23 protein-coding genes are annotated in these 26007 nt (G+C 65.5%); 15 read left to right on the forward strand and 8 right to left on the reverse strand.

What is annotated here, in order from left to right; genetic code table 11:
- Nucleotides 1-177: 177 nt before the first annotated feature.
- Nucleotides 178-1608, reverse strand: a complete 1431-nt coding sequence (locus tag J8I29_RS30455) for a TIGR04222 domain-containing membrane protein (protein ID WP_209433101.1) — start codon at nt 1606-1608, stop codon at nt 178-180.
- A gap of 217 nt (nt 1609-1825) precedes the next feature.
- On the opposite strand from J8I29_RS30455, the gene J8I29_RS20710 reads away from it, so the two are divergent.
- A complete protein-coding gene (locus J8I29_RS20710) occupies nt 1826-2338 on the forward strand; it encodes a redoxin family protein (RefSeq protein WP_209433102.1) in 513 nt (170 codons plus the stop codon).
- A gap of 82 nt (nt 2339-2420) precedes the next feature.
- Here the strand turns inward: J8I29_RS20710 and J8I29_RS20715 are convergent, their stop codons facing one another.
- Nucleotides 2421-4808 (reverse strand): hypothetical protein, encoded by a 2388-nt coding sequence (locus J8I29_RS20715; protein ID WP_209433103.1) that lies wholly within the window; start codon nt 4806-4808, stop codon nt 2421-2423.
- Nucleotides 4809-5043: 235 nt separating this feature from the next.
- On the opposite strand from J8I29_RS20715, the gene J8I29_RS20720 reads away from it, so the two are divergent.
- The gene (locus J8I29_RS20720; RefSeq protein ID WP_105864147.1) at nt 5044-5346 is read left to right on the forward strand and encodes a hypothetical protein; all 303 of its coding nucleotides are present in this window, start codon (nt 5044-5046) and stop codon (nt 5344-5346) included.
- Here J8I29_RS20720 and J8I29_RS20725 read toward each other — a convergent pair.
- A complete protein-coding gene (locus J8I29_RS20725; protein ID WP_209433104.1) occupies nt 5340-6479 on the reverse strand; it encodes an AraC family transcriptional regulator in 1140 nt (379 codons plus the stop codon). The genes J8I29_RS20720 and J8I29_RS20725 overlap by 7 nt on opposite strands.
- A gap of 139 nt (nt 6480-6618) precedes the next feature.
- Here J8I29_RS20725 and J8I29_RS20730 point away from each other — a divergent pair, with 139 nt between their 5' ends.
- Nucleotides 6619-7332 (forward strand): hypothetical protein, encoded by a 714-nt coding sequence (locus tag J8I29_RS20730; RefSeq protein ID WP_209433105.1) that lies wholly within the window; start codon nt 6619-6621, stop codon nt 7330-7332.
- Between the two features lie 48 nt (nt 7333-7380).
- On the opposite strand, the gene J8I29_RS20735 is transcribed toward J8I29_RS20730, so the two are convergent.
- Nucleotides 7381-8037: a TetR/AcrR family transcriptional regulator gene (locus J8I29_RS20735; protein ID WP_209433106.1), complete on the reverse strand. Its 657-nt coding sequence runs from the start codon at nt 8035-8037 to the stop codon at nt 7381-7383.
- A 333-nt stretch (nt 8038-8370) separates the two neighbouring features.
- On the opposite strand from J8I29_RS20735, the gene J8I29_RS20740 reads away from it, so the two are divergent.
- From J8I29_RS20740 to J8I29_RS20755, 4 genes are all read left to right on the forward strand, one after another.
- Nucleotides 8371-9699 (forward strand): HlyD family secretion protein, encoded by a 1329-nt coding sequence (locus tag J8I29_RS20740; RefSeq protein ID WP_245197210.1) that lies wholly within the window; start codon nt 8371-8373, stop codon nt 9697-9699.
- A 59-nt stretch (nt 9700-9758) separates the two neighbouring features.
- Nucleotides 9759-11339 carry a DHA2 family efflux MFS transporter permease subunit gene (locus J8I29_RS20745; RefSeq protein ID WP_105864143.1) on the forward strand — a complete coding sequence of 527 codons (1581 nt, stop codon included), beginning with the start codon at nt 9759-9761 and terminating at the stop codon, nt 11337-11339.
- Nucleotides 11340-11553: 214 nt separating this feature from the next.
- Entirely contained in the window at nt 11554-12843 is a 1290-nt protein-coding gene (locus J8I29_RS20750; RefSeq protein WP_245197212.1) for a glutamate-5-semialdehyde dehydrogenase, read from the forward strand.
- Nucleotides 12844-13067: 224 nt separating this feature from the next.
- Nucleotides 13068-13589: a transcriptional repressor gene (locus tag J8I29_RS20755; protein WP_105864142.1), complete on the forward strand. Its 522-nt coding sequence runs from the start codon at nt 13068-13070 to the stop codon at nt 13587-13589.
- A gap of 39 nt (nt 13590-13628) precedes the next feature.
- Here the strand turns inward: J8I29_RS20755 and J8I29_RS20760 are convergent, their stop codons facing one another.
- On the reverse strand, nt 13629-14729 hold the full coding sequence (locus J8I29_RS20760; protein WP_105864141.1) for an FUSC family protein: 1101 nt from the start codon (nt 14727-14729) through the stop codon (nt 13629-13631).
- Nucleotides 14730-14915: 186 nt separating this feature from the next.
- Between J8I29_RS20760 and ispG the strand changes: the two genes are divergently transcribed.
- From ispG to J8I29_RS20775, 3 genes are all read left to right on the forward strand, one after another.
- The gene (gene ispG / locus J8I29_RS20765; RefSeq protein ID WP_348536115.1) at nt 14916-16139 is read left to right on the forward strand and encodes a flavodoxin-dependent (E)-4-hydroxy-3-methylbut-2-enyl-diphosphate synthase; all 1224 of its coding nucleotides are present in this window, start codon (nt 14916-14918) and stop codon (nt 16137-16139) included.
- Nucleotides 16140-16504: 365 nt separating this feature from the next.
- Nucleotides 16505-17503, forward strand: coding sequence for a LysR substrate-binding domain-containing protein (locus J8I29_RS20770; RefSeq protein WP_209433107.1), 999 nt, complete (start codon nt 16505-16507; stop codon nt 17501-17503).
- A gap of 376 nt (nt 17504-17879) precedes the next feature.
- Nucleotides 17880-18761 carry a LysR substrate-binding domain-containing protein gene (locus J8I29_RS20775; RefSeq protein WP_105864137.1) on the forward strand — a complete coding sequence of 294 codons (882 nt, stop codon included), beginning with the start codon at nt 17880-17882 and terminating at the stop codon, nt 18759-18761.
- 48 nt (nt 18762-18809) lie between these two features.
- Here J8I29_RS20775 and J8I29_RS20780 read toward each other — a convergent pair whose 3' ends face one another.
- Entirely contained in the window at nt 18810-19565 is a 756-nt protein-coding gene (locus J8I29_RS20780; protein WP_209433108.1) for an RNA pseudouridine synthase, read from the reverse strand.
- 200 nt (nt 19566-19765) lie between these two features.
- Here J8I29_RS20780 and ftsY point away from each other — a divergent pair, with 200 nt between their 5' ends.
- The 4 genes from ftsY to J8I29_RS20800 all read left to right on the forward strand — a co-directional run bounded on the left by ftsY (nt 19766) and on the right by J8I29_RS20800 (nt 23377).
- Nucleotides 19766-20995 (forward strand): signal recognition particle-docking protein FtsY, encoded by a 1230-nt coding sequence (ftsY, locus tag J8I29_RS20785; RefSeq protein WP_209433109.1) that lies wholly within the window; start codon nt 19766-19768, stop codon nt 20993-20995.
- Between the two features lie 3 nt (nt 20996-20998).
- Nucleotides 20999-21670: a septation protein A gene (locus J8I29_RS20790; RefSeq protein ID WP_209433110.1), complete on the forward strand. Its 672-nt coding sequence runs from the start codon at nt 20999-21001 to the stop codon at nt 21668-21670.
- Nucleotides 21671-21677: 7 nt separating this feature from the next.
- Nucleotides 21678-22478, forward strand: a complete 801-nt coding sequence (locus J8I29_RS20795) for a metallophosphoesterase (RefSeq protein WP_209433111.1) — start codon at nt 21678-21680, stop codon at nt 22476-22478.
- A 146-nt stretch (nt 22479-22624) separates the two neighbouring features.
- A complete protein-coding gene (locus J8I29_RS20800) occupies nt 22625-23377 on the forward strand; it encodes an arginase family protein (protein WP_209433112.1) in 753 nt (250 codons plus the stop codon).
- 134 nt (nt 23378-23511) lie between these two features.
- On the opposite strand, the gene J8I29_RS20805 is transcribed toward J8I29_RS20800, so the two are convergent.
- Complete coding sequence (locus J8I29_RS20805) at nt 23512-24294, reverse strand: transporter substrate-binding domain-containing protein (protein ID WP_209433113.1); 783 nt, start codon at nt 24292-24294, stop codon at nt 23512-23514.
- A gap of 96 nt (nt 24295-24390) precedes the next feature.
- Nucleotides 24391-25470, reverse strand: a complete 1080-nt coding sequence (locus tag J8I29_RS20810) for a DUF2125 domain-containing protein (protein WP_209433114.1) — start codon at nt 25468-25470, stop codon at nt 24391-24393.
- 252 nt (nt 25471-25722) lie between these two features.
- On the opposite strand from J8I29_RS20810, the gene J8I29_RS20815 reads away from it, so the two are divergent.
- Nucleotides 25723-26007: a BolA family protein gene (locus J8I29_RS20815; protein ID WP_245443487.1), complete on the forward strand. Its 285-nt coding sequence runs from the start codon at nt 25723-25725 to the stop codon at nt 26005-26007.

A 26007-nucleotide genomic window follows, 5' to 3' on the forward strand; every position in this document is an offset into this window, starting at 1 on the left:
TCCGGCAAACGCGAATACTTGTCTGGCTAAAAAACTAACGCTGAATCAGCAGCTTGCGAGTTCTTCACGGACGACGAATTAGAGTGCAAAGTGCGGTTTCTCCGAACCGCGCTTTTTCTTCTCCGGGCTTCGCTACGTCTCGCGCTTCGAAGTGATAGCGGCAAACCGCAAGACGCTTCAGCCGCCGCAGCCTCCGCCACCACCGCAACCGCCCCCACCACCATCACCGTCACCGTCACCTCCCCCGCAGGAGCCGCCGCCAGCCTTGGCGGCCAAGGCCGGCTGGCTGGTGACAAACAGCGAAAACGCCGAGAGGCCGAGGCCGGCCAGCCCGACATGGCCGTGCAGGGCAACCCATTCGGTCAAGCCCGGACTGCCGGCGGCGGGCTTGCCTCTGGCTTGCAGGGTCCGCTCGACTTGCCGGAGCAGCTTTCCGCCGGCCCGCGTGCGCGGCGGCTGCCTCATCGCCGCGACCGCAATCACGACAGGCGTCACCACCAGGCAGAAGGCCAGCAGGGCAATCGGGCGCCCATGGCCGATGCCGAAGAAAAAGCGAATGAGGGCCAGCAACAGCAGCGGGCCGATCAGCAGGAGGGGGATTTGCTGCGTCCGGGCCAGTTCGTCCGGCCCCGGCACCAGACCGGCGGCAAGCAGATCCCGCCGGATCGGTTCGACCGCAATCTCGATGGTGGTGGTTCCTATCCGCAGCGGCCCCTCGGCCAGCTTGTCGCCGATCAGGCGCTCCACGGCAGGGGCCTGCCGCGGAACCGGCCGAAGCAGCACCGCCTCGTCCGACTGCATGGCGATCGTCCCGTCAAGATAGAGCTGCATCAGCGCCGTCTCGAGCACCCGGTTGGCTCCGCCGGCCAGATAGGCGACATGATAGGGGCCGAGCAGAACGCCGGCATCCTTGGGCATGGCCGGACCGTTCACCCTGTCCTGCAAAGCCCGGCTGAGCATGAAGGCGCCAGCCAGAAGCACGACATAGAGCATCAGGAAGGCTGGTCCTTGCAGGGCACCGGGACTCGAAGAATCATAGATGGCGGCACAGCCCGGCACCGCCAGCAGCAAGGCCAGGAAAGCCAAAGGCTTGACGGCACGCTTCAGAAGCTCCTGCAGGCGCGCTAGCAAGGCCTGCCGGCCCGATGGTGTCAAATCCGCGGGACCTGGCGCATCCGGGTCCGGCCAGATCTCGGTCGGCGGCTCCTCGCCGAAGAAGCGCCGGTAGTCGTCTAGAGTTTGCCGGTAGAGGCGATCGAAACGCAAATCCTCCGCGATGCCGCCGCGGCCCGGCTCGTGGTGAAACTCGCGCTGCAGCACCTCGCGGCAGAACTCGCCCCAATAGCGTCTCGTATCGATCAGATGCAGGTGCCAGGCTTCGTCCACCGCCCGCGAGGGACAGGCGCCATGACCGCTGGAAAGAGCAATGGCAACGAAGCGCTTATATTCGAAAACAACCCGGCGCGCCTTCTCATAGCTCCAGCCGCACTCGGCCGCGAGCTTCGTCGAGAAGGGAATCACATCGTCAGGCTTATCGAGGTCATAGGTCTCGAGCCGCGTCCACAATCGGGTGAAGGCCGCCTGCCTCTCGGCTTCGGAGAACTTCACGGTCGTTCTGGCTTCACCGGCATCCGACAAGAAGCACCGCAGCGGCTCTGGGACGTGAGAGATATTATATCATATGCCACGAGCGTGGCTATATCTGCTGCCGAGACGCGCTTTGCCGGATGCGCCGATATTTCAAGCTGTTCGCAATCGCGTCGGGCCAGTTGCGAAAGCCATGGCGCATCCTATGGTCAGCACGGTGCCGCATGGGAGAATCGTCATGATCGGCCGCAGGGCATTCCTGGCGAATATCGCCGCCAGCGTGGCGGTACCGGCCTTCGCCCGGGATGCAACCCCTCTGGATTCGAACCGCACCGTGCTCGGCCCCTTCCGGGTAGAGCCTCTGGAGGGGCTCGCCGACATTCCCGCGCCGACGCTCGAGGCGTTGAAGGACCAGGTCACCGTCCTCAACTTCTGGGCCTCCTGGTGCCAGGCTTGCCGCGAGGAGCACCGCTACCTCGTCGATCTCCAGAGCAAGGGCGTTCGGATTGCCGGTGTTGCCGTCCAGGATCGGGCCGAGGCGGCGTTGCATTATCTGGAAAAGGCGGGCAATCCCTACGGCCTGGTCGGTCTCGACAACAAGCGGGAGCTCGTCACCATGCTGTCCTTGCGTTCGATCCCGCAGACCTTCCTGATCAGCCCGCATTGCGAGGTCGTCTGGGAGACGGACGAAGGCCTCGACAATGGTCTGGCGACCGAACTCCTCGACAAGATCGGGGCGATCAGCGGTTAGCACGACAGTCGTAATTCGCTCGCAATGACGCGAGAAAATCGACTGAAAATCTAAATTCCAGCTGGAGGGCGGCCGTGCCTTCTCACAGCGCCGCGACCTTGCGCCGGATCTCGGCGATCTCGTCGGCGTGGTCGCCGCTTCGGGAGAGCAGGTCGATCAGCGCCTCATAGGCGTCGGCCTGATTTTCGACCGCGCCACCGCGCAGGCGCGCCAGCCTTTCCAGAAGCTCGATCTGGCGACGCCGCGTGGCGATGGCCGGCTCGACGCGGCCCAGCTCCTGCTCGGCCCTGGCGATCTTGTCGAGAATGCGGGCACGGCGGCGCAGGAGGCTGTTGTTCTCCGGATCGTCGGCGACGCTCTTGTCGCTCGCCTCCAGCGCCTGGCCGAGATGGGTCAGCGCCGCCTGGTATTTGCCAGCTTCCAGATAGGTGTCGCCGATATTGATGCTCGACACCGCAAGGAAGTCCTGGTCGAACTTCTTGTCGCCGAGCCTGTCGAGATGGGCAAGATTGGTCGCCTGCGCCCGCTTATAGTGAATGAGCTTCATCATGGTGGTGCGAGCCGCATGGCCCATCGCGACCTGGATTGCCGACATCGCCTCATAGGAGCCCCCCTTGTCGGGGAAGCGCTCGAGCAACATCGCCCCGACCTGCGCCCCCTCCTGGTAGCTGGCCTGCGCGCCCTTGTCGTCACCGACATGGCGCTGCTCGTCGCCAAGATCGCGCAGAGCCCAGACATAGTCGCTGAGTTCGTCGAAGCCGGCCGGATTCTTCTCCTTCTGCTCGCGCCGTATCTCCGCGCGCTTGCGGGCGTGGTCGAGCGCCTCCTTCTCCCGATTCGCCGCATCGAAGGCGTCGGAGAGGTCGCGATAGGCATTTGCCAGGCCTTCCAGGCGGCCTGCCCGCAAAGCGGGATCGCGCACCAGCGGCTCGCGCAGGGCGACCTCGCGCTCCAGCAGGCCGATGCGGGGCGCTTCGATGCCGGCCTCCTCCAGGCGTTTGGCCAGGGTATGCAGGGCATCGGCGATCTGCAGGAGCAGGTGTGCCCTCTCCTTGCCGTCCTGCCCGTCGAGCGCCCGCAGGCGGGGCTCGGCGGCATAGTCCAACAAGAGGCGCGCATGCGCGTCGGCATCGAAGCTGCGGGCATCCCGCCGGCCGAGATCGAACAGGCTTCGCGCCGCAGCGAAAAAGCGCCAGCTCCGCTCTGCGTCGAGCGGCACGGCCGCCAATTCGGCCATGGATTGGCGATAGCGCTGCATCGCGGCCTCGATCTTGCCGTTCGCCTGATAACGGCCGGCGATCATGTCGCGCAATTGCGCCCGGCGCCCGGGTTCGGCTAGCACGGAGAGCAGCTTCGTTTCGATGGCTTCGGCCGCAACCGGATCCTGCTTGTCGATGCGCTCGCCCGCCTGCGTCACGGCTGTCAGGATCAGCTCGCCGCCACTATTCAGGGCGGGATCGTCCTGCGTCTTCACGCGTAGCCGCTCCAGCCCCTCGGCGAGGGTCGCGGCGGCCTGGACAGGCTCGGCCTTGCCCTGCGCCGTCGCCCTGACGCGATAGCTGGCGACGAGCGCCTCCACCTGAATCTCGTCGAGGCGCAGCGACCCCGGCGCCGGCTCGGCCAGGACGGCGAGCGCCTCGGCGTCGGCGAGGGCCAGAGCTGTCCTGTCGGCGGTGTTGCGTTCGTCGGCCCGCGCCGCCAGCGCGCTCACCAGGAACCTGCGCGCCGTCGGATCAGCGGGCGCGATGCCGGTCCAGCGGCGGCAGATCTCGACGAGGCGATCATGCCTGCCCTTGTCATAGTAATTGTCGCGTAGCGCCTCGGCCAGGAGCGGGAAGCGCGCCGGGTCGCGCGGGGCCCGTTCGAGCCGGGCCGAGAAGGCTTCGATCGCCGCCTGCAGCATGGCTGCATGGGCCTTGCCGACATCGCGGTCATAATCCTCGATCGCTTCGTCGAGATCGAAAACCGCCCGGCGGGCAATCAGGCCAGCCAGCAGGTCGGCGTCATCCGCCGTCAAGGCGGCCTGTCCGCCCCGTGTGGCACCATTGCGTATGGCGCGGAGATCGGCGCGCGCCGCCTCGACCACTGCCGTGATCTTGGCGTCGGCTTCCTCCCCTTCCGCATCGATGGTGGGGACGCTGAGCAGGCGTGCCAGCGCCGCGACCGCCGGATCGCCCGCCTTGCCGGCCTTGGCGAGGAGATCGGCCAGGGAGGCGGCGATGGCGTCCTGCTTGCGGTCGTCGCCGCCCAGCATGATCAGCTCGAGCCGGGCAATGTCATCCGCGGGATTGGCCTCGAGAGCCTTGCCCAGACGCTCGATCCGGGCCTTCCGGTCTTTCGCGTCCATGTCCTGGAGGATGGTGAACGCCGTCCGATAGGGCAGGCCAAGCGCTGTTCCGCCCGTCGTCACGCAGCCCGCCGGCTCCCCCGCATAGGACGCGGCGAATGCCGGATACGCCGTGAAGGTCAAGCCCAGAACCAACCAGACGCCAACTCGCCACTCGGACCGCATATATCCCTCCCGCAACCGCAGAACGTTAAGTCATCGTGAGGGCGAATGGAAACAGGAGCGTGACCCCGGTTCAGGAGAGACGGCGCGCCGCGTTGCAGGTGTCGAATCGCACGGAAACGCCGGTGCCGCAGTGGCATCGTCATGCCATCAGAGCAAGCGCAACCAGCGCAAGATGAGAGATGGGAACGAGACGATGTTCAAGAAGATCCTGACCGGAGCCCTGGTTGCCGCTACATTGGCCGGCACCGCCATTGCCACCACCGGCACCGCCGAGGCCCGCAACGGCCGCCATGGTGCCTTCGCCGCGGGCGCCGGCATCGGCCTTCTGGGCGGCCTGCTGGTAGGTTCGTCCTACAATGGCGGATATTATGGCGGCGGCTACTACGACGACTACCGTCCCGTCTATTATCGCGAGTATCGCCGCTGCACCATTCAGAAGCGCTGGGTCGAAGATTACTATGGCGGCCACTGGGCCCGCGTACGGGTCTGCTACTGAGTTGCGTTGCGTTTGAGTTGCGTCAAGTGGCGTTGCATCATGTCGCATTGTGTTTTTGGGCCCCGCCACGGCGGGGCCTTTTGCTTGCCGGCCTCGGCACTTTCGCTCGGCGCAGCGCGCTGCCCTCGCCGCCAGGCGATGGGGCTGACCCCCGTTAGGCGCAGGAATTCACGGTTGAAATTGGACTTGCTGAGAAAGCCGGCCTCCATCATCACCTGGATGACGGAGCTATCGGTGGTCGCCAGCAGGTGGCAGGCCTCCTCGATCCGGTATTTGTTGACATAGTGAGACACGCTCATGCCGTGGACGCGGTTGACGGCCGAGGAAACGCGCCGCGCCGGCAGGTTGAGCCGCCGGGCGAGCCGGGCAAGATTGAGATCGGCATCCTTGTAGAGCTGGCGTTCCGCCATCAGGGCGTCGAGCGCCAGCGCCACCGTGCGGTCTTCGTCACTGCCCGGCCGGGTGGGCGGCTCGACCGCCGATGGCTCGTCCTCTTCCACAGGCGCCGCCGATCCCGCGGAGGCGGCCGCCGCTCCCAGCACCAGCAGCACCACGACATTGCCGCCGGACACCATGGCCTCGGACATGAAGCCTCCCATCCAACGCATATCGAGGCTGATGACGATATCCATCACTCCGGAGAGAAGGCAGGCCACGGCGGTGATCTGCAGCGCGCGGTGCGACCGCAGCACACCGTCCAGCCGGGGCGCTATCAGCACGTCCGGGCCGGCCAGCGCCAAGCGGGTAAGGGCAAGGCCGTAGCCGAGGAACGCCAGGATGACCACGAGGTCGATCGAGACGGACGAGATCGTAAAGAGCAGCCCGACCAGGCCAGCAGGCACGAGATGGGGCCAGACCTTGGCCCAGCGCAGCGCCGGACCTTCGGCGGTGAGACCGCGAAAGGCAAGCCAGGCCAAGGCCGGCGTCAGCGCGGCCAGCGTGGTCTGCAGCGGGATGAAGGTCCTGATCCCGTAGCCCCAGCGCAGGCCCAGCAGCACCGAGAGCGCCATGAAGCCGAGCAGCAGCAGGAAGAAGGCATTGTCGCGCCAGGGACGATCGCCCTGTCGCACCATCTGCACGAGGAGGATGGCAAAGAGCAAAGCGCTGACGAAGGGCAAGGGCACGAAGATCATTTGGTGCTTCCGGGACGGGACGAATCTACACCATTTCTGGCCCCGATCACGTTCGCATTCGTCCCCGATCGCGATCGAGGTCGCCGAATGTGGCGAATTCCGGCCTGGTCTTTCCATGATTCCTCGAGGAAAGACAGCCATGCGCACGCTTCTGATCATTGCCGCCTTGGTCATCGCCGCCAGCTGGATGGCCCCCGGCGGGGCTCGGTCCAGCCTTGGCCAGCTCGATGCCGGCTCGGTGACTTCGGTGACCATCACCGGCCCCGCCGGCTTGATCCGGCTGAGCGCCGGTCGCGACGGGCCCTATCGCGCCGAACTCCGCAGCCGGCCCGAGGGCTGGTTCGCCTTCTGGCGCTCGAGCTGGGCTTCGAGTGGCTGCGAAAATGCCGGATCGATCCGGCTCGATGGCACGCAGCTGCGGGTCGACACCGGCAGCCGGACCTGGTTCGGGAATTCCGATTGCCGGCTCGAACTCACCGCCACCCTGCCCGAGAACGTCGCCGTCTCCATCGAGCAGGACGCCACATCGAGCCACCTGTCGGGCAGCTTCGCCTCGCTCGACGTCAAGAGCCGGGCCGGCGACATCGCGCTGGACGGGCATGCGCGCCACGTCTCGATCGAGGGCAATGCCATCCGCGCCCGCCTCTCCTACACCCGCATCGAGCAGGACGAGGACATTGACCTCGGCGGCAACGCCATCGACGCCGAACTCACCTTCGCCGGCGCGGAGGCGGTGAACTACGCCGTGAGCGGTCATGCCTCGCTGGTCGACAGCACCCTGCCGAACAGGCCCGGCGCCAAGCCGAGCATCGCCATCAAGGGCGATTTCCTGCGGGTGCGCATCGGCGGCTGAGGCCGGCCTCTTTCGACATGGGTCCGGCCAGGAACCCAGCCAGCCCCGTTACTTCTTCACGCCATAGGCGGCCATGAACATCCGCACGGCCGACTGCGCCACCTCCCGGATGCGTGCTTTGGTCGGTGGTGTGTTGTTGGCCATGAAGAACATCGGCTTCAGCAAGGGACCGTGCGACATTTCAAGGAACTGGGCGGCGGCCAGCTCGGTATCGTCGATCTCGAGCTGCCCGGCGGCCACGCGCAGATCGAGATATTTCGCCAGTTGCTTGCGGGAATGGCCGGGCCCCGAATTGTAGAAATGCGCTCCGATGTCGGGCATGCGCTCGGTGATGCCCATCACGGCTCGCATCGCCGAGATGATGCGCGGCTGGCAGATGAAGGCGGTGATGGCGGTGGAGAGCTCCAGCAGCGTGCCTTCGACGTCGGGCGAGTTGTAGTCGAACTCGAAGATGCGCTCGACATGGGAAGAGCGCTCCTCCTCGACGATCGCCGCGAACAGACGCTCTTTATTCTCGAAATAGACATAGAGAGTGCCCTTGGAGACGCCTGCCTCCTTGGCGATATCGTTCATGCTGGCGCCCTCGAAGCCATGGGCCAGAAAGACGCGACGGGCGCCATCGACGATCTGGCGGCATTTGGCATTGTCGGTGGCCGGCGGATCGGTAGCCGGCTCTTTCGTAGGCGCCGGGCTCGCGGCGAGCATGGCTGGAATCCTTCCAAAAAAATGACTGAACCGTTCGGTTCGATTTTTATTGCGTATCGCAGCGCAACATGATAGTCAACGAAAACTGACTGAACCGTTCGGTTCGATCCTGACAGTCCCAGCCAGACGGTATTGATCTTGTCGACCGGAGCAAAACGCGTTTCCCACGGAAGCGAATTTTACTCTAAGCCTTTGTTCTAATGCATATTTGCGATCCTCGGTATAGCTAACCAAATCGTAGAATGCTTCGGGGCAAGATCAACACGGTCTGGTTTTGCAGGCAACTTTTTCGAGTTGTCCAGGGGCGTCTCACCTTCCGGTTGGGAGACCACAATGGACGCAGCTCGCGATCACAATGCCATGTCGGGTGGCCAGGGGGCCACCGGCTCGGTTGATGCCACCGACAATGTCGTGACCTTGGAGCGCCAGCGGACCGACGCGCCTGCGGCGCCCGAGCCCGGGAAAGCCGAGCCCCCGAAGGCCGAGGCTCCGGCTGCTCCGGTACAGTCCAAGCCTGCCGCCACTGCCGGCAAGAAGAAATCCAAGGCCCGCACCGTCCTGCCGATTCTGCTGGTCGTCGCGCTCGCCGCCGGTGGCTGGTACGGTTACGACTGGTGGACCAATGGCCGCTTCATGGTCGAGACCGATGACGCCTATGTACAGGCCGACGTGTCCACCCTGGGCGTGAAGGTCTCGGGTTATGTCGACAGCGTGCCGGTGCAGAATGGCGACAGCGTCAAGGCCGGCGACGTCATCGTCAAGCTCGACGATACCGATTATCGCACCGCGCTCGAATCCGCCAAGGCCAAGCGCGCGACCCAGAACGCCACCATTGCCCGTATCGACCAGCAGATCCTAGCCCAGCAGGCGGCGATCGAAACCGCCAATGCCGGCGTCGCCTCGGCCAAGGCGGGCATCGAGTCGGCCCAGGCCGGCGTCGCCTCGGCCAAGGCCGAAATCGTGCGTGCCAATGCCGCCTTCGACCGCGCCGACGCCCTGGCGGCCCGGGATTTCGGCTCCAAGGCTACGCTCGACCAGGCCACCGCCGACCGTGACAAGGCCAATGCCGGTCTTGCCAGCGCCAATGCCGCCCTCACCAATGCGCAGGCGAGCCTGAACAGCGCCGAGGCCAGTGTGATCGCGGCCAAGGCCAATCTCGCCGTGACGCAGGCCCAGAAGGCCGAGGCCGAACAGGGCGCCAAGGAGCTCGACGTCGCCATCACCAAGGCCCAGAACGACCTCGACGCCACCGTGGTGCGCGCGCCTACCGACGGCGTGGTCGGCAACCGCGCCGCCCAGCCCGGCCAGTTCGTCTCGCCCGGTTCGCGCCTGATCGCCCTGGTGCCGCTCAAGAGCATCTATGTCGCCGCCAACTTCAAGGAAACGCAGCTCGCCCCGCTGGTTCCCGGCCAGAAGGTGGAAGTCTCGGTCGATTCCATGGACGGCGATACCTTCGAAGGGGTCGTCGGCAAGTTCTCGCCGGCTTCCGGCTCGGTCTTCAGCCTGTTGCCGCCCGAGAACGCCACCGGCAATTTCACCAAGATCACGCAGCGCGTGCCGGTGCGTATCGAGGTTCCCGCCGACATCGCCCTCAGCGGCAAGCTGCGTCCCGGCCTGTCGGTGGTGGTGACGGTCGACAGCCGCACAGGCCCGAAGGGATAAGGCAACAAGAAGCCTTCTCCCCTTGCGGGAGAAGGCTATCTGCTTCCAGGGAGGCCGCCATGGCCACCGCAACAGCAACCGCCATGCCCGTTCCCGCCGAGGACAAGATCGACAAGCGCAAGCTGGTCGCCTTCCTGGCCATGGTGTTCGGCATGTTCATGGCGATCCTGGACATCCAGGTCGTATCCGCCTCCCTGCCGCAGATCCAGGCCGGCCTCGGCGCCTCCGGCGACGAGATCCCCTGGGTTCAGACGGCCTATCTGGTCGCCGAAGTGGTGATGATCCCGCTCTCGGGTTTTCTCTCCCGCGCCTTCTCGACGCGCTGGACCTTCGCGGTGTCCTGCGCCGGCTTCACCTTCATGAGCTTCATGTGCGGCACCGCGACGAACATCAACGAGATGATCATCTACCGCGCGCTGCAGGGCTTCATCGGCGGCGGCATGATCCCAACCGTGTTCGCGGCCGCTTTCACCATCTTCCCGCGCTCCAAGCAGGCCATCGTCTCGCCGATGATCGGCCTGGTGGCGACACTCGCCCCCACCATCGGCCCCACCGTCGGCGGCATCCTCACCGACGCGATTTCCTGGCATTGGCTGTTCTTCATCAACGTAGTGCCGGGCGTCATCGTCACACTGATGACCTTCGCCATGGTCGATTTCGACGAGCCGGACCTGTCGCTGCTCAGCAATTTCGACTGGACGGGCCTGATCTCGATGGCGGTGTTCCTGGGCGGCCTCGAATACGCGCTGGAGGAAGGACCGGGGCATGACTGGTTCGCCGAGACGCCCGTCCTGGTGATGTCGGTGCTCGCGGCCATCGGTGCCGTGGTGTTCTTCGCCCGCGTGCTGCTGGCGAGGCAGCCCATCGTCGATCTCTACGCCTTCAAGGACGGCAACTTCGCCACCGGCTCGCTGCTGTCCTTCGTGCTGGGCGTCGGCCTCTACGGCCTGACCTATCTCTTCCCGGTCTATCTCGCCGGCGTGCGCGGCTATGATTCGCGCATGATCGGCGAGACCATGTTCGTCACCGGCCTGTGCATGTTCTTCACCGCGCCGATCGCGGGCAATCTCACCCGCTTCGTCGATCCGCGCCTGATGATCGCCGGCGGGTTCATCGGCTTTGCCGCCGGCACCTGGATCATGACCGGCATCACGCATGACTGGGATTTCTACGAGATCCTGCTGCCGCAGATCCTGCGCGGCGTCTCCTTGATGATCTGCATGGTGCCGATCTCCAACATCGCGCTGGGCACCCTGCCGCCGGCCCGCATCAAGAATGCCTCCGGCCTGTTCAACCTGATGCGCAATCTCGGCGGCGCGGTGGGCCTTGCCATCATCAACACCGCCCTGAACAAGCGCCAGGACCTGCATCTGTCGCGCCTGGGCGAAGCGGTGAACTGGAGCCGCGACAATGTCCTGCAGACCTATGAGAACATGAAGGCCGGCTTCGTCGCTTTCGGGGCGGCTGCCGACCAGATGACCGTCTCCAGGCTGGTCGGCTTGATGCGGCGCGAGGCGCTGGTGATGGCGTTCTCCGATGTCTTCTTGCTGCTGACGCTGCTGTTCGGCCTGCTCAGCCTCTCCATCTTCATGCTGAAGAAGCCGCAGATGGCGGGCGGCGGCGGTGGCGGCGGGCATTGAGGAGTATGTCATCCCGGACGCGATGCGTCACGCAGTGACGCTTCGCAGATCCGGGATCGCGAGATGAGTGAGTCTTATCCGGCATGCGGTCCCGCATCTGCATCGCACCACTTCGTGCTGCAATGCGTGCGGGATGACCCCAAACCCTTGCAACCACCGTCGATCCGGCCTAACCACGTCAGCCTGATCTTTTGAAAAACCGACAGGGTGAGCCATGCCCGACGAAAACCGGGGAATGGAGGACGGCAACGTCATTGCCGTCATGCGGAAAGTGGGACAGGCGGCCCGGTCGGCCGCACGGATCCTGGCGCTCGCCCCGGCACCAGCCAAGAATGCCGCGCTCGAGGCGATGGCCAAGGCCATCCTCGCCAATGAGGCCGCCATTCTCGCCGCCAATGCACAGGACGTCGCCGATGCGGTGGCGCGCGGCCAGATCGCCTCCTATGTCGACCGTCTCACCCTCGACGAGAAGCGCGTTGCCGGCATTGCCGCGGCCATCCGCGAAGTCGCGGCCCAACCCGATCCGGTCGGCCGCGTTTTGGCAAGCTGGACGCGTCCGAACGGCTTGGAATTCGAGCGGGTCTCGACCCCGCTCGGCGTTGTCGGCGTCATCTTCGAGAGCCGCCCCAACGTCCTGGCCGATGCCGGCGCTCTCTGCCTGAAGGCAGGCAATGCCTCGATCCTGCGCGGCGGCTCGGAAAGCTTCCGGACCTGCGCCGAAATCGCCAAGGCCCTGCGGGCCGGCCTGCAGGCCGCCGGCTTGCCCGAGGCGGCAATCCAGATGGTGCCGACCGCAGACCGCGCCGCCGTCGGTGCCATGCTGGCCGGGCTCGACGGCAATCTCGACGTGCTGGTGCCGCGCGGCGGCAGGAATCTCGTCTCCCGCGTACAGGCAGAAGCCCGTGTGCCGGTCTTCGCCCATCTGGAAGGCGTCAACCACACCTATGTCCATGCCGGCGCCTCGCTCGACATGGCCGTCGCCGTGGTGCTCAACGCCAAGATGCGCCGCACCGGCGTGTGCGGCGCCACCGAAACCCTGCTGGTCGACCAGGCCGTGGCTCCCGTCTTCCTCAAGCCGCTGGTCAAAGCGCTGCTGGAAGCCGGCTGCGAGGTCCGGGGCGATTCGCGCACCCTCTCGGTCGATCCCCATGTGAAGCCGGCGGACGATACCGACTGGGCCACCGAATATCTCGACGCCATCATCTCGGTGAAGGTCGTGTCCGGCCTCGACGCGGCGCTTGCCCATATCGAGCGCTATGGCTCGCACCATACCGACGCTATCGTCACCGACGACGAGGCCGCGGCCCAGCGCTTCCTCGGCGAGGTCGATTCGGCCATCGTGCTGCACAACGCCTCCACCCAGTTCGCCGATGGCGGCGAATTCGGCTTCGGTGGCGAGATCGGCATCGCCACGGGCCGCATGCATGCCCGCGGCCCTGTTGGTGCCGAGCAGCTCTGCTCGTTCAAATACCGGGTGAAGGGCCAGGGCACGGTCAGGCCATAGGCTGAAGACAAGGCCTCTTCCTGAAATCGCGGCATCTCAGCCCATAGGCACTGGCTTTGCGGAGTCTGGCGCAAATTTGGTGGGTCGATCTCCAGATCGACCATCTCCGAGATGCCACGTTTGCCGGCAGGACGATGCCGATCCTGCAATCTCAGGGAATGACTGCATTGCCCGGAAGCTGGCAAAACCGGCCGGCGATTGCTACATATCGGCGAGAGGTTTTCATGGCCCACCGCCACGCCCACGATCACGAGCCAAAACCGGTCTTCGCCGAACCCGGCCATGATCACAGCCATTGCAGTTCCACCGTCCTGGCGCGGGCGGAAACCCTTTCGGCCGAGCGCGGCGTCCGCCTGACCCAGATTCGCCGACAGGTGCTGGAGGCGCTCGCCGCCACCCATCAGCCGATCGGCGCCTATGAGCTGATCGAGAAGCTGGAGGATGGCGAGGGCAAGCGCCCAGCGCCGATCACGATCTACCGCGCCCTCGACTTCCTGCTCGAACAGGGCTTTGCTCATCGTATCGAAAGCCGCAACGCCTTCATCGCCTGCGCCCACGACCACAAGGACGGCAGCGTGGTGATGTTCCTGATCTGCGAGAGCTGCGGCACCGTGGGCGAGGCCGAGTCCGAGGCTGTCGGCAAGGCGCTCACCGCGGCCGCCAGCGCCATCGGCTTCCAGCCGCGCGGCCAGGTCATCGAGCTCGCCGGCATCTGCCGCCACTGCCGGGCCAAGGCCCAGCGTTAGCCGGGCTCTCCGCTTGCCAGCTCCACCGGACCCGCACCACTACTCCCTCGCTAGATCGCTGCTGCGCTCGACGAGGTCCTTGAGGTCCTGCCCGAGTTGCTCGAAGCCGAAGCGCAGGGCGTAGAGGCGGCCGACCTCCTCGCTCTGCAGATCCCTGAGCACGCCGGCGCCGCGCAGCTTGTCCATGGCGGCGACATAGGCGGAAAGGCTGGCATCGAAGCTGGCGGCATCCGGCCCGAGATAGCCGCGCCGCAGGGCTTCGGCGATACCGCGCAGCAAGGCGACCGTGGCATCCCGCATCGCCTCCAGCGGCTGGGTCAGGGTCGGCGCCACCCGCTCCGGCAAGGCGCGTACGCAGACCCGGGCGATGATGACGAGATCGTGCCGGACACGGTAGAGCGTACGGGCCATCGGCTCGGGATCGATGGCGGCGCTGAGATGGGCGCTGCGCTCGCGCACCGTCTCCTCCACCGCCGCATCGATCTGGCGCAGGCCGGCACGGATGCGCTTGTTGATGCCGGCAAGCTCCGGCCGGCCCTTGCCGTCGAGAAGGCTGCCCGCCAGGGCGAGGAGAAGCTCGGCGTTGAGATCGGCGACGCGCGCGGCCGCAGCGGCAAGCGCGCCCTGCGCCCTCGCCGGCAGCACGAAGAGAGCAACGCCGACGCCCACCACGATGCCGAGCGCGATCTCCGCCACGCGCTCGGCCGCATAGGCATAAGGCGGCAGCAGCGTGCCGCCGGCCGGAATCAGCACGATCAGCGCGGTGATCGGCGCCACCCGGAAGCTTGGCCTGAGCGCCGAGGCCACCGCCATCGGCGCCACGGCGGCCAGCACCGCCAGGCCGAGCGCGACATTGCCCTCGTGATGCGGCAGCACCACCGACACCACGGCGCCCCACAGAGCCCCGAGCAGCGTGCCGGCCATTCGGTCCATCGCCGCCTTGACCGAGCCGCCGAGGCTTGCCTGCATGACGATGATGGAGGTGATCACCGCCCAGCTCGACTGGGAAAGATCCACCAGCTTGACCGCGACGAAAGTCAGGCCCGCCGCCACCGTGACGCGTATGGCCAGGGCCAGTTCCATACGCTTGGCCGCGAACCATTTGAACAGGCGAGCCCTGGCACCGGCGCCGATCATCATCAACCCATCACATCATTTGCAATATGCGATGGTAGAAAGGTTCGAGCGGAGCGCAAGGGCCGGGATCGCAGTCCCCGAGATGCCTGCGACCCAAGGAACCTTGACGTGCCTGCCGGTGAGGTCCATGTCATCCCCAAACGAAACCAGCGGTGCCCGATGATCCCGTCCTATGCGCGCTTTGGCCTGATGTCCCGTCGCCCTACCGTCCCCGTCGATGTCGGCGGCATGCAGGTCGGCGGCGGCGCGCCCATCGTGGTGCAGTCGATGACCAATACCGACACCGCCGATATCGACGGCACTGTGCGGCAGGTCGCGGCGCTGGCCCGTGCCGGATCTGAAATGGTGCGCATCACGGTCGACCGCGACGAAGCCGCCGCGGCGGTGCCGCGCATCAAGGAAAGGCTGATGCGCATCGGCGTGACCACGCCGATCATCGGGGATTTCCACTATATCGGCCATAAGCTCCTGGCCGACCATCCCGCCTGTGCGCAGGCGCTCGACAAATATCGCATCAATCCCGGCAATGTCGGCTTCAAGGACAAGCGCGACCGCCAGTTCGGCGCCATCATCGAGACGGCGATGCGCTACGACAAGCCGGTGCGCATCGGCGCGAACTGGGGCTCGCTCGACCAGGAACTGCTAACCCATCTGATGGACGAGAACGCGAAGAGCGAGGCGCCCGTCGATGCCCGCACCGTGACCTGGGAGGCGCTGGTGCAATCGGCCCTGCTCTCGGCCGATCGCGCGGTGGAAATGGGGCTGCCCAAATCCCGCATCATCATCTCGGCCAAGGTCTCGGCCGTGCAGGACCTCATCGCCGTCTATAACGAGATGGCCAGCCGTTCCGACTATGCCCTGCATCTCGGCCTCACCGAGGCGGGCATGGGCTCGAAAGGCATCGTCGCCTCGGCCGCCGCGCTCTCGCCGCTGCTGCAGGCCGGCATCGGCGACACCATCCGCGTCTCGCTCACGCCCGAACCCGGCGGTGACCGCACCCAGGAGGTCAAGGTCTCCCAGGAGATCCTGCAGGTGATGGGCATCCGCACTTTCGTGCCGCTGGTCGCCGCCTGCCCCGGCTGCGGACGCACCACCTCGACGGTGTTCCAGGAACTCGCCCAGAGCATCCAGGGCTTCATCGTCGAATCGATGCCGGAGTGGAAGACGCGCTATCCGGGCGTGGAGACGCTGAAGGTCGCGGTGATGGGCTGCATCGTCAACGGCCCCGGCGAAAGCAAGCATGCCGATATCGGCATCTCGCTCCCCGGCACCGGCGAGACGCCGACCGCCCCGGTGTTCATCGACGGCCAGAAGGCCGCCACCCTGCGCGGCCCCGGCATCGCCGACGAGTTCAAGCAGATGGTGATCGACTATATCGAGAACCGCTACGGGGTCAGGCCGGCCGCGGAATAGTCCCTGGGAGCGCGGACGTCACAGCGCTTACCGGTACCGATCGATCAGGTCCCGTGCCGAGAAGGCGGTCTGGTTTCCCTCGCTCCGTGCAACGTAACCATCGAGCATGCCGATATCCCGCAGCAGATGGTACGAAAGATCGTAGAGGCCGGCGAAACGGGGCCGTACGAACGCCTCACTCCGCTTCGCGACGCGTGCGCTATCCCCATGACTGCAATAAGACTGCCCTATGTGATTGAATTGAACGGCCGTCATGGCCAAATCTCCTGAGCGACAATTGGTAATATTTGCCAGGGATATTCCCATTTCCCGCCGGATGTGGCTAATTGAAGCTCGATTTGGAGCCATAAAACAGGCTTATCGCAATGACGCTTCCGCTCCCTCCCCTCACGGCCATCCGGGTGTTCGAGGCCGTGGCGCGGCACCAGAGTTTTACCCGTGCTGCCAACGAACTTGGCATGACCCAGGCCGCCGTCTCCTATCAGATCAAACTGCTCGAAGAGCGTTTCGGCGGCCCGCTGTTCCTGCGCCGCCCGAAGCAGGTCGAACTGACCGAAGCCGGCCAGCGCCTTGCGCCGTCGGTGAGCGAAGCCTTCTCCCTGCTTGCCCAGGCCTATGCCTCCGCCCGCGGCGATGCGGAGGGCGTGCTCACCGTCACGGCCTCCATCACCTTCGCCACGACCTGGCTGGCCCGTCATGTCGGTGCCTTCCAGATTCGCTACCCTTCCCTGGCCGTGCGGATCGACGCCACCAATCAGGCGGTCGACTTTGCGCGCAGCGACATCGATCTCGCCATCCGCCATGGCGACGGCAACTGGCCGGGCCTGTGCAGCCACCGCCTGCTTTCGGGCGAATACTCGCCCATGCTCAGCCCGAAGCTCGCCGCCACGATCGGCGGCGTGAAGCAGCCTGCCGATCTCCTGCGCCTGCCCCTGCTCGATCCCGGCGATATCTGGTGGGACGACTGGTTCGATCTCGTCAAGGTCGCCCGCCGTCCCAGAGGTCCTGCACGCGGCGAAGCGCAGGCCTTGCCGGCGATCACGCGCGGGCAGGATCGCTTCGGCAGCATCCATCGCGGTCCCGTGGAAATCCCCTGCATCGGCTCGCAGGCCTTTGTGGGAACCGCCGCGCTGGACGGCCAGGGCGTCGCCATCCTCTCCTGCGCCCTCTGGGCCCAGGACCTGGCGGAAGGGCGGCTGATCCAGCCCTTCCGCCAGGTCGCCGGCGAACATGCCTTCTATCTCGTCTATCCCGAAGCCCGCCGTAACCTGCCGAAGATCCGCGTGTTCCGCGACTGGATCCTGGAGGAGGTCGGCAGAACCGCCGGCATCGGCAACAGGGGCGAAGAGGCCATGGCGTCATAAGACGATCCGGAACCTGCGTTCCTTCCTCGTCCCCCTCTATCGATAGCGGTCGATCAAATCGCGGGCGCTAGCGGCCGGCTGGAGCCGATCCTTCACCGCGTGGCCGTCGATAGCGCCGATGTCGCGCAACAGATGATCGGAGAGTTCGCTCAACGCCTCCTTCCGCAGAGCCGGCCGACTGGCCGGCGGCGGTTCGCGATGCACCATATCGGCCTTGTATGAATAAGCTTGCCCTATACGTCCAATCCACGCCATTATCACGGCCAAATCTCCAGATCGGCCTCCATTCCGGCCGTTTCATCCGCAGATTTTTCATGAATCTCGGCTACTGACGAATTGAAGCTCGAGCAGTACCCATAAAGAGAGCTGATGCATCGTGAGCACTGCGCTGCCGCCACTGGCCGCCATCCGGGTCTTCGAGGCCGTGGCGCGGCATCTCAGCTTCACCCGCGCCGCGGCCGAACTCGGCATGACCCAGGCTGCCGTCTCCTATCAGATCAAGCTCCTCGAGGAGCGCTTCGGCGGCCCGCTCTTCCTGCGCAAGCCGCGCCAGATCGAGCTCAGCGCGGCCGGCCAGCGTCTGGCGCCGGCGATCACGGACGCCTTCGCCCTGATGGCCGAGGCCTATGCGGCGGCGCGCGGCGGCATCGAAGGCGTGCTCACCGTCTGCGCCAAGGTGAGTTTCGCCACCAGCTGGCTCGCCCGCCACATCGGCGCTTTCCAGCTCGCCCATCCCGCGCTGGCAGTGCGCATCGACGCGACCGACCGTGCCATCGACTTCACCCGCGAGGAAACCGATCTCGCCATCTTCTTCGGCACCGGAGACTGGCCCGGCCTGCAGGCCCACCGCCTGCTCGCGGGGGACTACACGCCAATGCTCAGCCGCGATCTCGTCGCTCGTCTCGGCCCGCATTACACGCCGGCCGATCTCCTGCGCATACCCCTTCTCGACCCCGGCGATTATTGGTGGCGCGAATGGTTCAAGGCAGCCGGCGTCAACTATGAGATGCCCAAGCTCGTCTATAATCTCAGCAGCCAGGCGGTGATCAACGCGGCAGCCAAGGCCGGACAGGGCGCCGCCATCCTGTCGACCGCCCTCTATGACGACGACCTCGCCGCCGGGCGCCTGATCCAGCCTTTCGATCTGGTGATGCCGAGCGACCGAGCCTTCCATCTCGTCTATCCCGAAACGCGCCGCAACCAGCCCAAGATCCGCGCCTTCCGTGACTGGATCCTGGCGGAGTTGGCGAGCGGGTAATGCCGGCGCGATCAGCCGTCTCCCCTGCGCTGCAGGGGCTTGTCGCGCTTATTTCGGCCTGAGCCCTCGGCGGCGGACCGGCTCGGCCGCAGGCCGCACCAGCTCCGGCGGCGTCGGGCTGACAGGTCCCTGATAGCCGAGCGCCGCGAGATGCTCGCCCATATGGTCCGGGGGCGGCGCCTCGGCCGTGACGGCGGGCTTCTTGGGCAGGATCGGCACGCTCACGCCGCGGGCATGCAGATGCAGCACCGGGCCGCCTTCGCGCGGCGCACTGCCATAGATCGGATCGCCGACGATCGGAAAGCCGGAAGCTGCGCAATGCAGGCGCAGCTGATGGGTGCGGCCGGTACGCGGCTTCAGCTCCAGCCAGGTATGATCCCCGGTCCGGCCGAGCACGCGGAAATCGGTCTGGGCCGGCAGCCCGTCCTCGGCGGGCTTCATCCACCAGCCGCGCTCGGGGGAACGGCGGGCGATCGGCATGTCGATCAGGCCGCTTTCCCCAGCCGGGCCGCCCTCGACCACGGCCCAATAGGTCTTCTCGACACCGCCCTTGGCAAAGAGGTCGTTGAGGGTGCGCAGCGGCCGGGCATGCCGCCCGAGCACCAGGCAGCCGGACGTATCCTTGTCGAGCCGATGCGCCAGTTCGGGATTGCGGGGCAGGCCGAAGCGCAACTGCTCCAGCATGGCCGTGAGATTGGGCCCGCCCTTCGGTCCGGCATGCACGGGCAGGCCGGCGGGCTTGTCGAGGATCAGGATGAGGGCGTCGCGGTGGATCAGCCGCGTGGTCAAATCGAGCGATATCATCGCTTAGCGCTATCGTGATCGGGCATTGTCGGCTAGAGGTTCCTTCAACATGCGACCATTTTTCGGTGGCAGGCTTGCCGCCAGGAGCAAAACGCGTCACCACCGAGCGCATTTTGCTCTAACTTCTTGTTTTGATGCGCCTTTGCGATTCTCGGCGATTCCGCCTGATCGCAAACGCTTTTGGGAACCAGACCGTTTCGATGACTGAGAGCGAAAAGCAAAAGCCCGGCTTCTTTTCACGGCTGTTCGGGCGAGGCACCCCGACGCCCGAGACCGAAACCAGGCCCGAGCCAGCAGCCGAACAGGCGGCGCCGGCCCCCGCCGAGGAATCCGGCGCGGCGGCGGAGCCAGCGCAGGCGCCGCTCGCGGCCCCGACCGAGCCTTTGCCCCTGGCCGCGGCCGAGCTGATCGTTCCCTCCGAACCCGAGCCGCCCGCCCCGCCGCCTCCCCCACCGGAGCCAACCCTCGCGCCCCAGGCCAGCGAGCCGCTGCCGGCTCCTGCTCCCGCCGAGAAGAAATCCTGGTGGCGCCGCCTGCGCGACGGCCTGTCGCGTTCCTCCAGTGCCATCAGCCGCGGCATCACCGACATCGTGCTCAAGCGCAAGCTCGATGCCACCACGCTCGAGGAGCTGGAGGATGTGCTGATCCAGGCCGATCTCGGCGTCGACGTCTCCACCCGCATTGCCGCCGCGATCGGCAAGGGGCGCTTCGACCGCCAGATCTCGCCGGAGGAAGTCCATGAGGTCCTGGCCAGCGAGGTCGAGGCCATCCTTACGCCGGTGGCCAAACCCCTGGAAATCGATCGTTCCCGCAAGCCCTTCGTGCTCCTGATGGTGGGCGTCAACGGCTCGGGCAAGACGACCACCATCGGCAAGCTCGCCGCCAAGTTCAGCGCCGACGGCCTCAAAGTGACGCTGGCGGCCGGCGACACCTTCCGCGCCGCCGCCATCGAGCAGCTCAAGGTCTGGGCCGAGCGCACCCACTCGCCCATCGTGGCCCGCGAGCAGGGTGCCGATTCCGCGGGCCTGGCCTTTGACGCACTCAAGACCGCGCAGGAAAACGGCTCGGACGTGCTCCTGATCGACACCGCCGGGCGGCTGCAGAACAAGGCGCAGCTGATGGACGAGCTCGCCAAGGTGGTGCGCGTGATCAGGAAGATCGACGAGAGCGCACCGCATGCGGTGCTGCTGGTGCTCGACGCCACCGTCGGCCAGAACGCCATCTCGCAGACCGAGATCTTCGGCAAGACGGCCGGCGTCACAGGCCTGGTGATGACCAAGCTCGACGGTACGGCGCGCGGCGGCATCCTGGTGGCGCTGGCCGCCAAATTCGGCCTGCCGGTACATTATATCGGCGTCGGCGAGGGCATCGACGATCTCGAGCCCTTCTCCGCCCGGGACTTCTCCCGCGCCATTGCCGGGATGGAGTGAGCCATGAGCATTGAAGCCGCCGCCAAGCCGCGCCAGAAGGTCAACCCTCTGCTCAAGCTGGTGCTGGAAATGGGACCGCTGGTCCTGTTCTTCATCGCCAATTATAAGCCGGAATTGTTCAAGCCCCTGGTCGAGCGCTTCATGGCGCCGGCCCTGTTCGAGGGGTCGAGCGGCAACATCTTCACCGCCACGGCCATCTTCATACCCGCCACGCTGGTCGCGCTCATCGCCGGCTACGTCCTCACCCGCCATATCCCGGTGATGCCGCTGGTCTCCGGCATCTTCGTGCTGGTCTTCGGCGTGCTGACATTGTGGCTGCAGGACAAGACCTTCATCAAGCTCAAGCCGACCATCGTCAACACGCTGTTCGGCCTGATCCTGCTGGGAGGCCTCGCCTTCGGCAAGCCCCTGATCCGCATCGTCCTCGACGCTGCCTTCGACCTCAAGCCCGAGGGCTGGCGCAAGCTCACCTTGAACTGGGGCCTGTTCTTCCTGTTCCTGGCGGTGCTCAACGAGATCGTCTGGCGCAACTTCTCGGATAATTTCTGGACCAATTTCAAGGTCTTCGGCACCATGCCAATCACCCTGATCTTCGCCGCCACCCAGGTGCCGATCCTGATGAAATACGAGGTAAAGCCGGACAGCCCGGACGCAACCGATCAAAACAAGATCTAGGTCGATCATGCGTCTTTGGGTCTTGTCGGATCTCCACGTCGATAACAGCCCCTATACGCTTGCTCCAACACCGATCGGGGCCGATGCCGTCGTCATTGCCGGCGATGTCTGCAACCGCCTGCATGACCGGGCCCTGCCTTGGCTCGCGCAGCATGTCCAGCCCCGTGGCCTGCCGTTGATCTATGTCCCCGGCAATCACGACTTCTATCGGGAGAACGTGGAAACGGAACTGCGCAAGGCCCGCGATCGGGCGCGGCTGGAAGGCATTCACCTGCTCGCTGAAGGGGAAACTCTCACCGCCGGCGGGGTGCGTTTTATCGGCGCCACGCTGTGGACCGACTATGCTGTCGGCGGCAGCTCCTTCCTGGGGCAGGTCGCGGCCGGCATGCAAATGAACGACCACAAGCTGATCCGGACAGGGCCCAACTATCGGCGCTGGCAGACCAGGGACGCCTTGCTCAGCCATGGCCGCCACCGTTTCGCGATTGCCAATACCCTCGCCCAGCCGTTCGACGGGCCCAGCGTCGTGATCAGCCACCATGCGCCGCATCCCCATTCGCTATGGAACAATACAGTCACCGAGCCGATCGACGCCGCCTATGCCAGCGACCTGACGTCCCTGATCGCCGAATACAGGCCTCGGCTGTGGATCCATGGCCATATTCACGCAAGCCGTGACTATCGCGTGCACGACACCCGCATCGTCAGCAATCCGCGGGGCAATATCTATGCCTATCGGAGGGGCAAGCAATCCATCATCGAGGTGGAGAACCCTGACCATGATCCGAGCCTGACCGTCGAAATTTGAGCCAGGGCAACGCTGCCGGCCTTGAAACTGGACGAATACGCCCGATACGATGCCAGGCCCGCCTCTAATCCGGGATGACAACAGTGACCAGACAGTTTGCATACACGGTATTTCAAGGCCGGGCCGGCGATCACAACGATCTGGCCATGCCAGGAGCCCGGGCGATCGGCGAGGCGCTGGCACGGCGGACGGGCATCGCACCTTTCGTGGTCGGCACGCCGGAGCCTGCGCTGAATGCAGGCTGGCGCGAGGAACTGGACGTAGCCCTGCCGGCGCTCAGGCAGCTGCAGGCCCGCTTCGATGAGGTGCTGGCGAGCGGGGCCGTTTCCATTGCGGCCACCAGCCGCTGTGCGGTCTCGCTGGCGACGTTGCCGGCCGTCGCCAGGCACCGTCCGGATGCCTGCATCGTCTGGTTCGACGCTCATGGCGATCTGAACACGCCGGAAGCCTCGACGTCGGGCTTTCTCGGCGGTCTGGCCATTTCCGGTCCTGCCGGACTGTGGAACTCCGGCCTGGGAGCAGGCCTGAGCCTCGACCAGCTCGTTCTCGTGGGCCAGCGCGATCTCGACCCCTTCGAACAGGATTTGATCGACAGGCGCGGCATTCCGCTCGTCGAGGCACGTGGCAACCTGGCCACCGAATTGCGCAAGGCGATCGCCGGGCGTCCTGTCTATGTGCATCTGGATTGCGACGTGCTCAATCCGGGCGTCGTTCCCACCGATTACGCCTGCGAAGGCGGCCTGTCGCTTGCCGATCTCCGCACCTGTTGCGAGGTGATCGCGGAGCACGCCTTCGTCGGCGTCGAGATCGCCGAGTTCCAATATGCTTGGGAAGCGGGAGGAGAAGCCTTTTCTCCAGACCCGCTGCTCGATGCCCTGGCGCCGATCCTGGCACGGTAACTCGATCCGGCCTATCGGCTCATACCCGGCCGCAGAAGGACTGCCCTGCCATCCCCTTCGCGCCGCCTGCGGCGGCGCCGGGAATGACAGCCCCCCCCTTTACCGGCATACGTTAGACACTGTCCGGCACGGCGCTACTTGAACCACTTGTCGTAGATCTTCTGGTAGGCCCCCGTCTCGATCGACTGGTGCAGCCACTGGTCGACAAAGCCCTTCAGACCGATGTCGCGCTGCAGCCAATAGGCCTTCTCCGCGAAATTGAAGGGCTTGTCGGGATGCACGGCGCATAGAACGCCGGGGTGCAGCTTTTCCTGATAGAGGGTTTCGGAAGCATCCGTCATCATCAGATCGGCCCGGCCGGCCGCCACCTCGTCGAAGATCTTGGTGTTGTCGGGAAAGATTACGATCTTGGCCTGCTTCAGGCTGGCGCGGGCGAACTTCTCGTTGGTGCCGCCCGGATTGGCGACGACCGTCACCTCGGGCTTGTCGATATCCTGAAGCGTCTCGAACTTGCCCTTGTCGGCGCAGCGGGCGATCGGCGTCTTGCCCTCGCGCATATAGGGGCTGGAGAACAGGCCCTTCTTCTGCCGGTCGAAGGTCACCGACACGCCGCCCATCGCGACGTCGAACTTGCCGGCCTCGAAATCGGCCGACAGGTTGGACCAGGTCGTCGGCACGATCTCGAGCTTCACGCCGAGTGTCTCGGCAAGGCTCTTGGCCTGATCGATGTCGAAGCCGGAGAACTCGCCGCTGGCGGGATCTTTGTAGCTGAAGGGACGGTAATCGCCGGTGGATCCTACCCGGAGCACGCCGGACGCCAGCACGGCATCGAGCCCGCGAACCGACGACATGTCCTTGGCAATGGCTGAAGGGGCAAGGCACAGCAGGCTGAGACAGACGAGAAGCGCGCGGACCATGTGATTCCCCCTAATGGTTTGTTGCGCGCAGCATAAAGCTGCGCGCCCGTCGTTCAACCCAAGAGGGGGATCGGTTGTCGCGGCGCGCCTTCGCCTCTATTCCGGCAGGAACAGGCGCGGCAGCTTGAGGCCGGGCAGGAAGGCGCCGGCGCGGACCTTGCCGTCTGCGATGGTCAGCGGCACTTCGACCGCCGCCTTGCCATCGATATTGCTGGGTTTGCCGAGGACCGGCAGGCCGACGGTGAGGGTCGTCGCCACCATGTCCGGCACGCGGCCCGATTGCTTGAGCGTCTGGGCAAGCTCCGGCACGCCGGCGAGGGCCACCGTCAGCTCACCGGAGGGAAAGCCGCTGGTTTCCAGCCCGATCGTGCCGGTTGCCTTGACGATGCTCGGGCCGCGCTCGACCTGGGCCTGGCTGATGCTCAGCGCTCCGCCGGCGGCAGCCCAGTCGCGCAGGCGCTCCGGCATCGGCATGGGCCTGAGGTCGATCTTGGTGATCAGCCCGCGAAAGGTGGCTTTCATCGGCGAGGGAGAGCCAAGGAAATCATCCAGCGGCGCGACCGCCTTGGCATCGACATCGGCGGCGAGATCATAGGCGCCCGGCGCGGCATTGGTACCCTCGGCGAGGCGGATATGGATCTCGACATTGCCCTCCTCGACCAGATTGACAGCCTGGTCGCCGCGCTTGACGTTACCGCTGAGGCCCTTGATCACCACCGCGGCGTTCTGGGGCCCGGAGGTCCAGATCGACATGCTCGCCTCGGCGCTCTTCCAATCGGCGGTCAGGGTCGCGCCGGCATCGCTCTTGTCGACCAGTGTCACCGGTCCCTTGGCCTGGAGCAGAACCTTGTTGGGCTGATACACCTGGGCCACCGCATTCACCTCGGCGAGTGCAGCACTGAAGGGACGCCCTCCCCTGAGGCTCTCCACCGTCGCCTGGCCACAATGCATTTCCAGGCGGAACGGATAGCCGGCGATGGTCTGCTCGCCGCATTTGATCTGGCGTCCGAGCTCAGCCTGCTTGCTCACAAAGCGGTTCCACTCGGCTTCGAGCCGGGTGGAGGCATACCACCAGAAGCCCGACCAGGCGATCGCGACCAGGGCGAAGAGGATGGTCGGCAGATAGATGCGGCGGGAGGAACGGCGCGGGGCGGGATTGATCAGGTCAGTCGGCACGAAAGGGTCTCGCTAGAGCGTTTTGCGATTTGACGGAGGTCACCAAGAATCGCAAAGACGCGTTGAAACAGAAAGTTAGAGAAAATGAGCGCTCAGTCATGAACGCGTTTTGCTCTAGGATTGGCCGGGTCGCGGATAGATGCATCGGCCTTGCATCGGCCTTGTTTTAGCGCAGGAATAACGTGATTCGAGACGAGGCCTCTCTATCGCGGAGAATTGGGCCGAAGTCAGGGCAATAGGAAACCTGCGAACGTGTCATCATCCATCCAAGATCTGATTGAAACCAGTCTCCAGGCCGCGCTTGCACCCGAACGCCTGGTGGTGCTGGACGAATCGGCCGCTCATGCCGGCCACGCCGGTCATCGCGAAGGCGGTGAGAGCCATTTCCGAGTGAGAATCGTCTCGCCGCACTTCAGCGGACGCAGCCGTGTCGAGCGCCATCGCCTCGTCAACGAGGCCCTGAAGCCCGCCTTTGCCCGCGGCGTTCATGCTCTGGCGATCGAGGCCAGCGCACCGGGCGAACCGGTGCGCTGGTAA

It is taken from the genome of Labrys sp. LIt4 (genome assembly GCF_017813775.1).
In the GTDB taxonomy this organism is placed as follows: Bacteria; Pseudomonadota; Alphaproteobacteria; order Rhizobiales; family Labraceae; genus Labrys; species Labrys okinawensis_A.

Excerpts from the sequence above, each read along its gene's own strand:
- J8I29_RS20755 (WP_105864142.1), top strand. The coding sequence starts at position 13,068 with ATGGCCCACCGCCACGCCCACGATCACGAGCCAAAACCGGTCTTCGCC.
- J8I29_RS20730 (WP_209433105.1), top strand. The coding sequence starts at position 6,619 with ATGCGCACGCTTCTGATCATTGCCGCCTTGGTCATCGCCGCCAGCTGG.
- J8I29_RS20745 (WP_105864143.1), top strand. The coding sequence starts at position 9,759 with ATGGCCACCGCAACAGCAACCGCCATGCCCGTTCCCGCCGAGGACAAG.
- J8I29_RS20800 (WP_209433112.1), top strand. The coding sequence starts at position 22,625 with ATGCCAGGAGCCCGGGCGATCGGCGAGGCGCTGGCACGGCGGACGGGC.
- ftsY (WP_209433109.1), top strand. The coding sequence starts at position 19,766 with ATGACTGAGAGCGAAAAGCAAAAGCCCGGCTTCTTTTCACGGCTGTTC.
- J8I29_RS20780 (WP_209433108.1), bottom strand. The coding sequence starts at position 19,565 with ATGATATCGCTCGATTTGACCACGCGGCTGATCCACCGCGACGCCCTC.
- J8I29_RS20770 (WP_209433107.1), top strand. The coding sequence starts at position 16,505 with ATGACGCTTCCGCTCCCTCCCCTCACGGCCATCCGGGTGTTCGAGGCC.
- J8I29_RS20790 (WP_209433110.1), top strand. The coding sequence starts at position 20,999 with ATGAGCATTGAAGCCGCCGCCAAGCCGCGCCAGAAGGTCAACCCTCTG.
- J8I29_RS20740 (WP_245197210.1), top strand. The coding sequence starts at position 8,371 with ATGGACGCAGCTCGCGATCACAATGCCATGTCGGGTGGCCAGGGGGCC.
- J8I29_RS20710 (WP_209433102.1), top strand. The coding sequence starts at position 1,826 with ATGATCGGCCGCAGGGCATTCCTGGCGAATATCGCCGCCAGCGTGGCG.
- J8I29_RS20720 (WP_105864147.1), top strand. The coding sequence starts at position 5,044 with ATGTTCAAGAAGATCCTGACCGGAGCCCTGGTTGCCGCTACATTGGCC.
- J8I29_RS20795 (WP_209433111.1), top strand. The coding sequence starts at position 21,678 with ATGCGTCTTTGGGTCTTGTCGGATCTCCACGTCGATAACAGCCCCTAT.
- J8I29_RS20725 (WP_209433104.1), bottom strand. The coding sequence starts at position 6,479 with ATGATCTTCGTGCCCTTGCCCTTCGTCAGCGCTTTGCTCTTTGCCATC.
- J8I29_RS20735 (WP_209433106.1), bottom strand. The coding sequence starts at position 8,037 with ATGCTCGCCGCGAGCCCGGCGCCTACGAAAGAGCCGGCTACCGATCCG.
- J8I29_RS20805 (WP_209433113.1), bottom strand. The coding sequence starts at position 24,294 with ATGGTCCGCGCGCTTCTCGTCTGTCTCAGCCTGCTGTGCCTTGCCCCT.
- ispG (WP_348536115.1), top strand. The coding sequence starts at position 14,916 with ATGTCCCGTCGCCCTACCGTCCCCGTCGATGTCGGCGGCATGCAGGTC.
- J8I29_RS20760 (WP_105864141.1), bottom strand. The coding sequence starts at position 14,729 with ATGATGATCGGCGCCGGTGCCAGGGCTCGCCTGTTCAAATGGTTCGCG.
- J8I29_RS20750 (WP_245197212.1), top strand. The coding sequence starts at position 11,554 with ATGCCCGACGAAAACCGGGGAATGGAGGACGGCAACGTCATTGCCGTC.